This is a genomic window from Variovorax sp. 3319, assembly GCF_031456585.1.
GTDB classification, from domain to species: Bacteria; Pseudomonadota; Gammaproteobacteria; order Burkholderiales; family Burkholderiaceae_C; genus Variovorax; species Variovorax paradoxus_P.
On sequence record NZ_JAVDUZ010000005.1, the window covers coordinates 156,804 to 168,530 of the forward strand.

Annotated in this window: 15 protein-coding genes; 8 read left to right on the forward strand and 7 right to left on the reverse strand. The window is 62.6% G+C overall.

What is annotated here, in order from left to right; all coding sequences use genetic code 11:
* The first annotated feature begins 36 nt into the window (after window positions 1-36).
* The 6 genes from J2X67_RS12220 to dnaB all read left to right on the forward strand — a co-directional run bounded on the left by J2X67_RS12220 (window position 37) and on the right by dnaB (window position 3,739).
* On the forward strand, window positions 37-579 hold the full coding sequence (locus tag J2X67_RS12220; protein ID WP_309953337.1) for a hypothetical protein: 543 nt from the start codon (window positions 37-39) through the stop codon (window positions 577-579).
* A 114-nt stretch (window positions 580-693) separates the two neighbouring features.
* Entirely contained in the window at window positions 694-1,068 is a 375-nt protein-coding gene (gene rpsF / locus J2X67_RS12225) for a 30S ribosomal protein S6 (protein WP_126748861.1), read from the forward strand.
* 7 nt (window positions 1,069-1,075) lie between these two features.
* The gene (gene priB, locus J2X67_RS12230) at window positions 1,076-1,393 is read left to right on the forward strand and encodes a primosomal replication protein N (RefSeq protein ID WP_242631045.1); all 318 of its coding nucleotides are present in this window, start codon (window positions 1,076-1,078) and stop codon (window positions 1,391-1,393) included.
* Window positions 1,394-1,414: 21 nt separating this feature from the next.
* Window positions 1,415-1,696, forward strand: coding sequence for a 30S ribosomal protein S18 (gene rpsR / locus J2X67_RS12235; RefSeq protein WP_007830781.1), 282 nt, complete (start codon window positions 1,415-1,417; stop codon window positions 1,694-1,696).
* Between the two features lie 12 nt (window positions 1,697-1,708).
* Window positions 1,709-2,161 carry a 50S ribosomal protein L9 gene (rplI, locus tag J2X67_RS12240; protein WP_126748862.1) on the forward strand — a complete coding sequence of 151 codons (453 nt, stop codon included), beginning with the start codon at window positions 1,709-1,711 and terminating at the stop codon, window positions 2,159-2,161.
* A 171-nt stretch (window positions 2,162-2,332) separates the two neighbouring features.
* Window positions 2,333-3,739 carry a replicative DNA helicase gene (gene dnaB / locus J2X67_RS12245; protein ID WP_157613155.1) on the forward strand — a complete coding sequence of 469 codons (1,407 nt, stop codon included), beginning with the start codon at window positions 2,333-2,335 and terminating at the stop codon, window positions 3,737-3,739.
* Here the strand turns inward: dnaB and J2X67_RS12250 are convergent.
* From J2X67_RS12250 to J2X67_RS12280, 7 genes are all read right to left on the reverse strand, one after another.
* On the reverse strand, window positions 3,733-4,473 hold the full coding sequence (locus tag J2X67_RS12250; protein WP_309953339.1) for a YafY family protein: 741 nt from the start codon (window positions 4,471-4,473) through the stop codon (window positions 3,733-3,735). The genes dnaB and J2X67_RS12250 overlap by 7 nt on opposite strands.
* Before the next feature lie 70 nt (window positions 4,474-4,543).
* Entirely contained in the window at window positions 4,544-4,993 is a 450-nt protein-coding gene (locus J2X67_RS12255; protein ID WP_309953340.1) for a GyrI-like domain-containing protein, read from the reverse strand.
* 40 nt (window positions 4,994-5,033) lie between these two features.
* On the reverse strand, window positions 5,034-5,483 hold the full coding sequence (locus J2X67_RS12260; RefSeq protein WP_309953341.1) for an EVE domain-containing protein: 450 nt from the start codon (window positions 5,481-5,483) through the stop codon (window positions 5,034-5,036).
* A gap of 3 nt (window positions 5,484-5,486) precedes the next feature.
* Window positions 5,487-5,858: a VOC family protein gene (locus J2X67_RS12265; protein WP_309953343.1), complete on the reverse strand. Its 372-nt coding sequence runs from the start codon at window positions 5,856-5,858 to the stop codon at window positions 5,487-5,489.
* A gap of 158 nt (window positions 5,859-6,016) precedes the next feature.
* Window positions 6,017-7,831: a PhoH family protein gene (locus J2X67_RS12270; protein ID WP_309953344.1), complete on the reverse strand. Its 1,815-nt coding sequence runs from the start codon at window positions 7,829-7,831 to the stop codon at window positions 6,017-6,019.
* A gap of 211 nt (window positions 7,832-8,042) precedes the next feature.
* Window positions 8,043-8,519, reverse strand: a complete 477-nt coding sequence (locus tag J2X67_RS12275) for a peroxiredoxin (RefSeq protein WP_007830801.1) — start codon at window positions 8,517-8,519, stop codon at window positions 8,043-8,045.
* A 135-nt stretch (window positions 8,520-8,654) separates the two neighbouring features.
* Window positions 8,655-9,038 (reverse strand): Mth938-like domain-containing protein, encoded by a 384-nt coding sequence (locus J2X67_RS12280; RefSeq protein ID WP_126748869.1) that lies wholly within the window; start codon window positions 9,036-9,038, stop codon window positions 8,655-8,657.
* A 100-nt stretch (window positions 9,039-9,138) separates the two neighbouring features.
* Between J2X67_RS12280 and J2X67_RS12285 the strand changes: the two genes are divergently transcribed.
* The gene (locus J2X67_RS12285) at window positions 9,139-10,368 is read left to right on the forward strand and encodes a pyridoxal phosphate-dependent aminotransferase (protein WP_281150127.1); all 1,230 of its coding nucleotides are present in this window, start codon (window positions 9,139-9,141) and stop codon (window positions 10,366-10,368) included.
* A 25-nt stretch (window positions 10,369-10,393) separates the two neighbouring features.
* Window positions 10,394-11,716, forward strand: coding sequence for a homoserine dehydrogenase (locus tag J2X67_RS12290; protein ID WP_309953345.1), 1,323 nt, complete (start codon window positions 10,394-10,396; stop codon window positions 11,714-11,716).
* Window positions 11,717-11,727 lie beyond the last annotated feature (11 nt).

Below are 11,727 nucleotides of genomic sequence, written 5' to 3' on the forward strand. Positions count from 1 at the left end.
TATCCGCAACCGGCGGTATATCGTGGAAGAAACATCATGATTCTTGTCAAGACAGAAGCCGGACAGCAGGTCTTCAAGGACCGCTCGGTGTCACTCTCGCCACGCCAGCGCACGGCTTTCATCCTGTTCGACGGCAAGCGGTCGGTCGAGGATGTACTTGCCGCGGGAAATGGAATTGCGCGAGAAGAAATCGACCAGATGATCGATCTGGGACTGCTCCAGCCAGTCGCAGGGGCCAAGACAGCGCCGACCAAGGCGCCCGAGCCCGCGACTCCGGCCAAGACGGCAACAGCCAAGTCGCCAGAGCCCTCCACAGGGAGCAAGGCGCCCGAGGCTGCGAAGCCCAAGGCGGCTGAATCCGCTGCGCCGGCTGCCGCGCGCAGCAGGCAGCAGCGCTACAAGGACGCCTATCCCATTGCCACCCAACTGACCGGTGCCCTCGGGCTCATGGGCTTTCGGCTCAACCTGCAGGTGGAAGGCACGACCAGCTATGAAGACCTCGTCGCGCTGGCGCCCAAGATACGCGCCGCCGTGGGGCCCGAGAAGGCGGCCGCCCTGGATCGGGCCCTGAACGACTGAGCCTGGACCAGCGCCGCGCCAATACTGCTACAATAGCCGGCTTTGCCTTGCCACACTGCGCCCGACGCTGCAGGTGGCTTTTCCTCTTCTACGGAAGAATCCACAAGGAGTGCCATGCGTCACTACGAAATCATTTTGCTGATCCACCCGGATCAGAGCGAACAAGTTCCGGCCATGCTGGAGCGCTACAAGGGCCTGATCACGGCCGGCGGCGGCAAAGTCCACCGCGTTGAAGACTGGGGCCGCCGTCAGCTGGCTTACCAGATCAACAAGCTCAACAAGGCGCATTACCTGTGCGTCAACATTGAAGCCGAACAAGCCGTGATGGGCGAACTCGAACACGCGTTCAAGTTCAACGACGCCGTGCTGCGCCACCTCACCGTCCAGAAGAAGAAGGCCGAAACCGGTCCTTCGTCGATGATGAAGACGGTCGAGCGCGAAGAAGCCCGCAAGGCCCAGCAGGCCGAGTACGCCGCCAACAACAGCTGATAGCGGCGTGACCGCTGCCGCTGCTGCGGCAACCGGGGTCAATCAGCTGTTGCTGACAGCCTCCGTTGCCGAACTCGGAACCTTGCGATACACACCTGCAGGCCTTCCCGCCATCGACCTGAAGCTCGAACACGAGTCGACGCTCCAGGAGGCAGGGAAAGCCAGGCAGGTGAAAACGGCCCTCAAGGCTGTTGCCTTCGGCGCCATCGCCGAACGGCTCGCAACGCAGTCGATGGGGAGTCTCTGGTGTTTTCAGGGATTTCTCGCGACACCGGGCAACGGCAAGCATCCGGTCCTGCACATTCAGGATTTTCAGCAAAATTAATTTTCGACAAGAGGTCCCTCAATGGCCACGTTCAAGAAATTCAACAAAGACAAGCGCCCGAAGCGCAACACCCAGTCGCTGCTGTTCAAGCGCAAGCGCTTCTGCCGCTTCACCGTCGCTGGCGTCGAAGAAATCGACTACAAGGACATCGACACGCTGCGTGACTTCATCAGCGAAAACGGCAAGATCATTCCCGCACGCCTGACCGGCACGCGCGCGATCTACCAGCGCCAGCTCAACACCGCGATCAAGCGCGCACGCTTCCTCGCGATGGTGCCGTACAGCGACCAGCACCGCGTCTAAGGAGCAAGCACCATGCAAATCATTCTTCTGGACAAGGTTGTCAACGTCGGTGGCCTGGGCGATATCGTCAAGGTCAAGGACGGCTACGCACGCAACTTCCTGATTCCGTCGGGCCGCGCCCGCCGCGCCACCGCTGCCAACAAGGCCGAGTTCGAAGCCAAGCGCGCCGAACTCGAAAAGGCTGCGGCCGCCAAGCTGGCCGAATCGCAAGCCCAGGGCGAAAAGCTCGGCGGCACGACCATCAAGCTGACCCAAAAGGCTGGCGTTGACGGCCGTCTGTTCGGCTCGGTCACCAACGGCGACATCGCCGAAGAGTTGGGCAAGCAAGGCTACAAGGTTGCCAAGTCGCAAGTGCGCCTGCCCAACGGCCCGATCAAGGTCGTTGGCGACAGCACCGTGAGCGTTGCACTGCACACCGACGTGGTGGTCGATATCACCGTGACGGTCTACGGCGAAACCGCCTGATCGTCATTGCGGCGCCTTGTGCGCTGCCGCAAAAGCCGCCTCCGGGCGGCTTTTGTTTTTGTGCCAACAGTTTTCCAGTGCCTTGCACTGGAAGATCACCGTTTATTCACAACCTTGTCCACACGCATAACGCCGTGCGCGGCTTAGCATGCAGGGTTGCAAGGGAAGTCCATGTCCGCCGTTTTCTCCTATGCCGACAATGACCCGTCGGCCGACCGCCAAGTCGCCAAACTCCGCATTCCACCTCATTCGATCGAGGCGGAGTCGAGCGTGCTCGGCGGCTTGCTGCTCGACAACGGCGCATGGGACCGCATGGGCGACCTGCTGGTGGACGGCGACTTTTATCGCCACGAGCACAAGCTCATCTACGCTGCCATCGGCGGGCTGATCAATGCCAGCAAGCCGGCCGACGTCATCACCGTGTACGAGCAACTGCAGGGCCTGGGCAAGGCCGAGGAAATCGGCGGACTGGTCTACTTGAACTCGCTCGCACAGTATGTGCCGAGCGCAAGCAACATCCGCCGCTATGCGGAGATCGTGCGCGAGCGCTCCATCCTGCGAAAGCTGGTGTCCGCAAGCGACGAGATCGCGACCAACGCCTTCAACACGCAGGGCAAGTCGGTCGACAAGATCCTGGATGAGGCCGAGCAGAAGATCTTCAACATCGGCGAAGAAGGCACGCGGATGAAGCAGGGCTTCCAGAGCATGGATGCCTTGGTTGTCGAGCTGCTCGACCGTGTGACCGAGATGGCCGAGAACCCGAACGACATCACCGGCGTGCGCACGGGCTTCTACGAGTTCGACAAGATGACCTCCGGCTTGCAGCCGGGCGACATGATCGTGCTGGCCGCGCGTCCTTCCATGGGCAAGACCTCGCTGGCCATCAACATCGCCGAACACGTCGCGTTGAACGAAGGGCTGCCTGTCGCAGTCTTCTCGATGGAAATGGGAGCCTCGCAGTTGGCGGTGCGTATCGTCGGCTCCATTGGCCGCATCGACCAGGGACACCTGCGCACCGGCAAGCTCAGCGACGAAGAGTGGCCGCGCCTGACCGAAGCCATCGAGAAGCTGCGCAATGTGTCGCTGCACATCGACGAGACGCCGGGCCTGTCCACGAGCGAGCTACGCGCCAATGCACGCCGGCTTGCGCGCCAGTACGGCCGCTTGGGCCTGATCGTGGTCGACTACCTGCAGCTCATGTCGACCAGCATGAGCGGCGACGAGAACCGCGCGACCGCGGTGGGCGAAATCTCCCGCGGCCTGAAGATGCTTGCCAAGGAGCTCAAGTGCCCCGTGATCGCGCTGTCGCAGTTGAGCCGCGGCGTTGAAAGCCGCACCGACAAGCGCCCCATGATGAGCGACTTGCGCGAATCCGGCGCCATCGAGCAGGACGCGGACATCATCATGTTCATCTACCGCGACGACTACTACGACAAGAACAGCAAGGAGCCGGGCGTGGCCGAGGTGATCATCAGCAAGCACCGGAACGGGCCCACGGGCACCGTCAAGCTGGCCTTCCTGAAGCCGCTCACCAAGTTTGAGAACCTGGCCAGCTACGGCAGCAGCGACGACTACTGACGCTGCGGAATTGTTGTGGCTGCTGCTGTTTCTGCAGCTTTGCATTCGCCCGCAGCCCGCGCCTTCAGCTGGCGCATCATGTCCGCCAGTGTCTTGCCCGCTTCGTCGCGAAAGCGCTCTGGAAGCACGTCGACCGCATCCATGCGATCGAGGCGAAAACCTCGAAAGTCGTTGCGCAGTTCGCACCAGGTCGAAAGCGTCCAGACCTTGCCCCAGTAAAAACAGCCGAGCGGCCGTACCGTGCGCTCGCTCGCATCGCCCGATACGTCGCGATAGCTGAGGCGCAGCTTCTGGTGCGCTTCCACGGCCTCGCGCAAGATCTGCAGCCTTGCACGTATCGTGTCGTCCAGGCCCAAGGCGGGGGCGTAGAGTGCAAGGGCCTCTGCCGAGACCCGTGCAGCCGCCGGCAGCACCGAAAGAATCTTGCCCAGCCCCGATTCGATGTTGCGGGCCAGTGCCGGATCGACCCAACTCTGCGCAAGCCGCGCAGCTGCCACGAGGGCGGAAGCCTCTTCCTGGGTGAACATCAGCGGCGGCAGTTCGAAACCCGCGCCGAGCCTGTAGCCCACACCGGCTTCGCCTTCGATTGGCACTCCCTGGTGCTGCAGATCGGCCACGTCGCGATACACCGTGCGCTCCGACACTTCCAGGCGCTGGGCCAGGAAGGCCGCCGTGGTGAGCCGGCGGCCGCGGATGATCTGTACCAGCTGGAACAGGCGATCGGCGCGGCGCATCAGGGTGTGCTGGCCAAGTTCGGCAGGTGAGGGTGGCTGGCGAGCCTGGCGCGCAAGCTGTTCTTGATGCTCATGAAACTCCGATATGGATCGCCACTTTGTCGGGCCCGTCGTACGCTTCGAAATCGCTGCGATAGCGGCGCGTGATTGTCGGGTTTGCCTCGAAATACTGCCAGATACGCTGCCAGGTATCGATCACCATATGCGGCATTTCGCCCTGGGCCGTAAAGACGAGGTAGTCGCCGGGTTCAATGCCGACGGCCTCCTTTCCGGCCGACACGGCCACGCCTACCGTCAGGTCGAAAGCACCGTTGGCGTCGGATTCGTACCCGGAGTAGACGCCGAAAATGCGGGCGTCTTGCGTGCGGTGCGGTGTGGCGCGGTATGTCTCTTCCGCAAAGAAGCGATTCCACAACGCGCCGATGCGGGCCGTGCTGCCGTCATTTTCTTCGCGGTTTGTGGTGCGGCACGTGAGTCCTGCAACCTGGAATGCGCCATGGCGCTGGCGGACGGGTTCCATCTATTTTTTCTCCTCGTGAGTGTTGTTGAGGCGACCGCACTCAGAGCGCAAGCGCTTTCAGTTCGGCCTTCATCGCTTCTGCGATCAGCGCCATGTCGGCGTCGGCCACGTCGAACATGCCGAAGCGAAACTTGTAGCCCCATAGTTTCGGGTTCTCGATAAAGGCGAGGCGTTCGATCAACGGCGCAATGGGCGCTTCCTGCGCTGCCTGGAACGCCACATCGCGGCGCCACGGAACAAAGCCGTTGCCCATGTCGAATTCGTAAGGCTCGCCCGGCAGCACGATGCCGATCGAAACGAAGCTCTGCAGCTTGTCCGTGCCCCCGAACACGGTGGCCGGCGAATAGTAGGCCACTCGGTCGCCAGCCGAAACCCGCTTGAGCGGGCCCAGCTTGCCGTGGCCGACCTGCATGAAGCCAAGCGGCTTGTGGTCGCGTCCGCGCCGCGCATGTTCTGCGCTTGCGACCGCGATCCAGTTGCGTTGTGCCATGGTTCAGGCAAGCGCGTGAAGGCCGACTTCGTTGCCCTCGGTGTCGCGCATGTGGGCGATGAAACCCATGCCCTCGGGCAACGCCGACTTGGGAGCGACGATCTGGCCGCCTGCCGCCTCGATGCGGGCAAGCACGGCATCGATGCTGGGCATGCAATCAAGATAGATGCGGATGCCGCTGCCTGCATGCGCGCTGGCGTTCGCGCCGGCCTGCAGGGCGCCGCCCGTGGCCGGATCGTCGTAGGGGAAGACGGCCAGGGTTTCACCTCCGAAGTCCTGACGGCGAAGTTTGCGGTCGAGAACGTTTTCGTAGAAGGCTTGTGCACGGTCGATATTCGCGACCGGAATTTCGAACCAGCTGATGGCGTTTGGCATGAAGTGCTCTCTTTCGTTTTTGCGTTGAAGCCTCGATGGTGCGGACAGGCTCCTGACAACGTCGTGTCAGGAGCCTGTCACCGTGACGAAAAAGAGAAAGCCCGCGACGCTCCTGGGAGCATGCGCGGGCTTGATCCGCAGCAGCCTGCGAAGGCGGTTTAGAGCACGTCGCTCGCGAAGTCGGCAAGCCGCGAGCGTTCGCCGCGCGCGAGCGTGATGTGCCCGCCGTGCGGCCAACCCTTGAACTTGTCGACCGCGAAGGTCAGGCCCGATGAGCCTTCCGTCAGGTACGGCGTGTCGATCTGTGCAAGGTTGCCCATGCAGATGATCTTGGTGCCGGGGCCGGCACGGGTGATCAGCGTCTTCATCTGCTTGGGTGTGAGGTTCTGCGCTTCGTCGATGATCACGTACTTGTTCAGGAACGTGCGGCCGCGCATGAAGTTCATGCTCTTGACCTTGATGCGGCTGCGGATCAACTCGTTGGTGGCCGCGCGGCCCCATTCGCCGGCGCCGCCGCCGTCGCCCTTGGCCAGGAACTCGAGGTTGTCGTCGAGCGCACCCATCCACGGGCCCATTTTTTCTTCTTCGGTGCCGGGTAGGAAGCCGATGTCCTCGCCCACGCTCACCGTGGCGCGGGTCATGATGATCTCGGTGTAGCGCCGGTCGTCGAGTACCTGCGTCAGGCCCGAAGCCAGCGCCATCAGCGTCTTACCGGTGCCGGCGGTGCCGGTGAGGGTGACGAAGTCGACTTCCGGGTCCATCAGCAGGTTCATCGCGAAGTTCTGCTCGCGGTTGCGCGTGTTCACGCCCCACACGGCGTTCTTGCCCGAGCTGTAGTCCTTCAGCGTCTTGAACACCGCGGTCTTGTCGCGGATTTCAGTGACGCGCGCGTACATGCTCGGCTCGCCCGGCGCTTCGAAATACACGAACTGGTTGATGTACAGGTTGGGCACCAACGGCCCGCTGATGCGATAGAAGGTGCTGCTGCCACTTTGCCAGCTCTCGACTGTCTTGCTTTGGCGCGTCCAGAAGTCGGCCGGCAGCGCGAGCGAGCCTGCGTAGAGCAGGTCGCCGTCCTCCAGCGTCTTGTCGTTCTGGTAATCGTCGGCGGCCAGGCCGAGGGCGCGCGCCTTGACGCGCATGTTGATGTCCTTCGACACCAGCACCACCTCTTGCTTGGGACGGCCGGGTTGGTCCTTGGCATATTGGTCGCGCAAGGCCTGGACTACGCCGAGGATCTGGTTGTCCGCCTTGCCCTGCGGCAGGCTGACCGGCAGCGAATAGTCCAGCGGCGCCGTCTGGAAGAACAGCTTGCCGCCAGCCTCGCGGTGGCCTGTGGTGTCGAGCTTCAGGCCCTTGGCAATGTCGGCATCTTGCGCTGCGGCCAGGGCGTCGAGCGTGCGGCTCGTCTGGCGGCCATTGCGGGCGACTTCGGTCGTGCCCTTCTTGTGGCCGTCCAGTTCCTCGAGCACGATCATCGGCAGGAAGATGTCGTGTTCTTCGAAGCGGAACAGGCACATCGGGTCATGCAGAAGCACATTCGTGTCGAGCACGAACAGCTTGGCAGGGCCATTGGATTTGGCGCGTTTGGTCCGGGCTGGAGCTTGCGGTACTGCAACTTGCGCCGGCGCCGGCACGTAGGCAGCCGGAGGTGCTTCGGGCTCGCTGCGGGCAGCCGGCCGTTGCTCCTGGTTTCGGTCCTGGCTGCGTTGCTGGTTCCGCTCCTGGTTTCGGGAGGATGTGGATTTGGACCTGGTCCCGCGGCTCGAAGGAGCAGCCTCCGCAGCGCCGCCTACCGCATCGGCGGCGTTGCGGTCGAACAATTCCAACGGCTGGGATCCGCTCGCCGTGGATGAATCGGCACGCGATTCGCCCGAGCGGCGAGATCCCTTGTGCAAGGAGCGGGCGGGTGCATCGTGCGCATCCGGCGAGAGCAATGCGGCGCGTTTCGTGGGGGCGGGAGGCAATGGCATGTGTCAGGTCGCTCGCAGGAGTTGGAAACCAGAAAACGAAAAAGCCGCCTGTAGACCAAGGCGGCTTTGTTCGGGGGATGCGGTCGTGGAGCTCAACGGCATGAGGCCATTATGCACACCCGCCGTGACGCGTCTCGTGCTGTTTGCACCGTTCGTTGGGCATTCCCCACGAAGCGATGCAAAAGCGCACAGAAGGCGCTTCTTGTAACTGTCAGGCAGCCTTCTTGAGCGCCTTGACCGCCTTGAGCACGTCGTCGACATGGCCCGGGACCTTGAGGCCGCGCCATTCAGCCTTCAGGATGCCATCGGCGCCGATGAGGAAAGTGCTGCGCTCGATGCCCTTGACCTTCTTGCCGTACATGATCTTGTTCTTGACCACGCCGAACATGTGGCACATTTTTTCTTCGGTGTCGGCAATGAGTTCGAACGGGAGTTCGAGCTTTGCCTTGAACTCGTCGTGCGACTTCATGTTGTCGCGGGACACGCCGAACACGGTGGCGCCGGCTTTTTCGAAGTCTTTGTAGCGGTCGCGGAACTGCATCGCTTCGGTCGTGCAACCCGGAGTGTTATCTTTCGGGTAAAAATACATGACCAGCACGTGGCCGAGGTGCGAGGTATTCGAGACTTTCAAGCCGCCCGTGGCGTTGGCGTCGAATTCAGGAATGGGTTTGTTGACAACGATCGCCATGAAACTTGTTTTCTCCGTTTGTTTCCATTGAATCGAGCTCTTTCAGGCAGACTCGATGAATGGAGGATTGGTCGTTGCTAACTGAGGGCAGCTGGCCTGTTCGCAACCCGGTATTTTACCCCGAAAACCTCCCCCTCAGCCATCCTGGGGCGGTTCGACCAGCAGGGCGGCGATTACGTGGCGGCCTTCGCCGGCCAGGATGTTGTAGGTACGGCAGGCGGCAGGGGTGTCCATGGTCTCCACCCCGGTGCGCTTTGCCATCAGCGGCTGAAGCCACGCGGCCTGCGGAAACCGGATGCGCGATCCGCTCCCAAAAATGATCAATTCCGCGCCAAGCGACGCGAGCTGGGCGAAATGCTCGGGTCCGAGCTGGTCGAAGCGGGTGCAATTCCATTCGAAACGCTCGCCCCGGGAGCCGACCACCACGCTGCCTTCGACCTTCTCGTTGTTGATTGCTACCCACCCGGGACCGTGAGCGGTAAGGGACTGGGCGTCGGATTTGTCGGGCTGGAGCTTCATCGGGGCATTGGGAACTGTGGTCAAATTATAGGTTTTCCCCAGTGACACGAGGCCTCCAAGGGCCTTTCGACATCGAGTAACCCGCGCCCGGGAGGGCCCTTTGAAGCAGTTCAAGAAATCGGCCAAGCTGGCCAATGTGCTCTACGACATCCGCGGCCCCATCATGGACGCCGCGAAGCAGATGGAGGAAGAGGGCCAGAAAATCATCAAGCTCAACATCGGCAATCTGGCCGTGTTCGGTTTCGATGCGCCCGAGGAAGTGCAGCAGGACATGATCCGCAACCTGCCGGCCTCGGCGGGTTATTCGGACAGCAAGGGCATCTTCGCGGCGCGCAAGGCCGTGATGCACGAAACGCAAAAGCAGGGCGTTGCCGGTGTCACCCTCGACGACATCTACCTGGGCAACGGCGCCAGCGAGCTGATCGCCATGGCCACCAATGCGCTGCTGAACGACGGCGACGAAATGCTGCTGCCGGCGCCCGACTATCCCCTCTGGACGGCCGCATCGAGCCTTTCCGGCGGAACCCCGGTGCACTACCTCTGCGACGAGGCCAACGGCTGGATGCCCAACCTCGACGACATCCGCGCCAAGATCACACCCCGCACCAAGGGCATCGTGGTCATCAACCCCAACAACCCGACGGGCGCGCTCTATTCCGACGAACTGCTCAAGAGCATCGTGGCGATTGCGCGCGAGCACGACCTGGTGATCTTCGCGGACGAGGTCTACGACAAGGTGCTGTACGACGACGTCAAGCACACCGCCATCGCGAGCCTTTCGACCGACGTGCTTACGCTCACCTTCAATTCGCTTTCCAAGAGCTACCGTTCCTGCGGCTATCGCGCGGGCTGGCTCGTGGTTTCGGGCGACAAGAAGCGCGCGCAAGACTACATCGAAGGCCTCAACATGCTCTCGAACATGCGCCTTTGCGCCAACGTGCCCGGCCAATGGGCCATCCAGACAGCCCTTGGCGGTTACCAGAGCATCAATGACCTGGTGGGCGACGGCGGCCGGCTGCGGCGCCAGCGCGACCTGGCCTATGAGCTCATCACGGCCATTCCGGGCGTGAGCTGCGTCAAGCCCAGCGCTGCGCTCTACATGTTTCCCAAGCTCGATCCGAAGGTCTATCCCATCGAAGACGACCGGCAGTTCTTTCTTGAACTGCTGAGAGAAACCAAGGTCATGCTGGTGCAGGGCACGGGCTTCAACTGGGCCACGCCGGACCACTTCCGCATCGTGTTCCTGCCTCACGAGGACGACCTGCGCGAAGCGATCCACCGCATTGCCAAATTCCTGGAGCTGTACCGCCTGCGCAGCAAGACCGACTGATACGAATCCTCAACGCGAATCTCCAATGAAACCCATTCAAGTAGGCCTGCTCGGCGCAGGCACGGTCGGCAGCGGCACCTTCAAGGTGCTGCTGCGCAATCAGGAAGAAATCAAGCGCCGTGCGGGCCGGGGCATCGAGATCACGATGGTGGCCGACCTTGACCAGGCGCGTGCACGCGAAGTGGCGGGCGAAGGCGTGCGTGTCGTCGCCGACGCGCGCGACGTCATTGCCAACCCGGACATCGACATCGTCATCGAACTCATCGGCGGCTATGGCATTGCGAAGCAGCTGGTGCTCGAGGCCATCGCGGCCGGCAAGCATGTGGTCACGGCCAACAAGGCACTGCTTGCCGTGCATGGCACCGAGATCTTCGCGGCCGCGCATGCCAAGGGCGTGATGGTGGCCTTCGAGGCTGCGGTGGCCGGCGGCATTCCGATCATCAAGGCACTGCGCGAGGGCCTCACGGCCAATAGCATCCAGTGGCTGGCCGGCATCATCAACGGCACTACCAACTTCATCCTTTCCGAGATGCGCGACAAGGGCCTGGACTTCGGCACCGTGCTCAAGGAGGCGCAACGCCTGGGCTATGCCGAAGCCGACCCGACCTTCGACATCGAGGGTGTCGATGCCGGACACAAGGTTACGCTGATGAGCGCCATTGCATTCGGCATTCCGGTGCAGTTCGACAAGGCGCACATCGAAGGCATCACCAAGCTCGCGGCGCAAGACATCAAGTATGCCGAACAGCTCGGCTATCGCATCAAGCTGCTCGGCATCACCAAGCGCACGGCGCAGGGCGTCGAGCTGCGCGTGCACCCGTCGCTGGTGCCGTCCAAGCGGCTGCTTGCGAACGTGGAGGGCGCGATGAACGCCGTGGTAGTGCACGGCGATGCCGTCGGCACCACGCTGTACTACGGCAAGGGCGCTGGCAGCGAGCCGACCGCAAGCGCGGTAATTGCCGACCTGGTCGACATCACGCGCCTGCATACGGCCGATGCCGCGCACCGCGTGCCGCACCTGGCCTTTCACCCCGACGCCATGAGCGACCTGAAGGTGCTGCCGATGGCCGAGGTCGTCACCAGCTACTACCTGCGCCTGCGCGTGGCCGACCAGGCCGGCGTGCTCGCCAAGGTAACGGGGCTGCTCGCCACCGCCGGCATCAGCATCGACGCCGTGCTGCAGCGCGAAGCCGATGAAGTGGGCGGCGAGGGCTCCACGCAGACCGACCTGATCATCCTCACCCACGACGCGCGCGAAGGCACGGTGAACGACGTGCTTGCCGAACTGCAGGCTTTGCCCACCGTGCTTCAGCCGATCGTGCGTATCCGCAAGGAAGAGCTGTCCTGAGGGCGGCGCAA

Coding starts and splice junctions, on each gene's coding strand:
- J2X67_RS12220 (WP_309953337.1), top strand. CDS start 37: ATGATTCTTGTCAAGACAGAAGCCGGACAGCAGGTCTTCAAGGACCGC.
- rpsF (WP_126748861.1), top strand. CDS start 694: ATGCGTCACTACGAAATCATTTTGCTGATCCACCCGGATCAGAGCGAA.
- rpsR (WP_007830781.1), top strand. CDS start 1,415: ATGGCCACGTTCAAGAAATTCAACAAAGACAAGCGCCCGAAGCGCAAC.
- rplI (WP_126748862.1), top strand. CDS start 1,709: ATGCAAATCATTCTTCTGGACAAGGTTGTCAACGTCGGTGGCCTGGGC.
- dnaB (WP_157613155.1), top strand. CDS start 2,333: ATGTCCGCCGTTTTCTCCTATGCCGACAATGACCCGTCGGCCGACCGC.
- J2X67_RS12250 (WP_309953339.1), bottom strand. CDS start 4,473: ATGCGCCGCGCCGATCGCCTGTTCCAGCTGGTACAGATCATCCGCGGC.
- J2X67_RS12255 (WP_309953340.1), bottom strand. CDS start 4,993: ATGGAACCCGTCCGCCAGCGCCATGGCGCATTCCAGGTTGCAGGACTC.
- J2X67_RS12260 (WP_309953341.1), bottom strand. CDS start 5,483: ATGGCACAACGCAACTGGATCGCGGTCGCAAGCGCAGAACATGCGCGG.
- J2X67_RS12265 (WP_309953343.1), bottom strand. CDS start 5,858: ATGCCAAACGCCATCAGCTGGTTCGAAATTCCGGTCGCGAATATCGAC.
- J2X67_RS12270 (WP_309953344.1), bottom strand. CDS start 7,831: ATGCCATTGCCTCCCGCCCCCACGAAACGCGCCGCATTGCTCTCGCCG.
- J2X67_RS12275 (WP_007830801.1), bottom strand. CDS start 8,519: ATGGCGATCGTTGTCAACAAACCCATTCCTGAATTCGACGCCAACGCC.
- J2X67_RS12280 (WP_126748869.1), bottom strand. CDS start 9,038: ATGAAGCTCCAGCCCGACAAATCCGACGCCCAGTCCCTTACCGCTCAC.
- J2X67_RS12290 (WP_309953345.1), top strand. CDS start 10,394: ATGAAACCCATTCAAGTAGGCCTGCTCGGCGCAGGCACGGTCGGCAGC.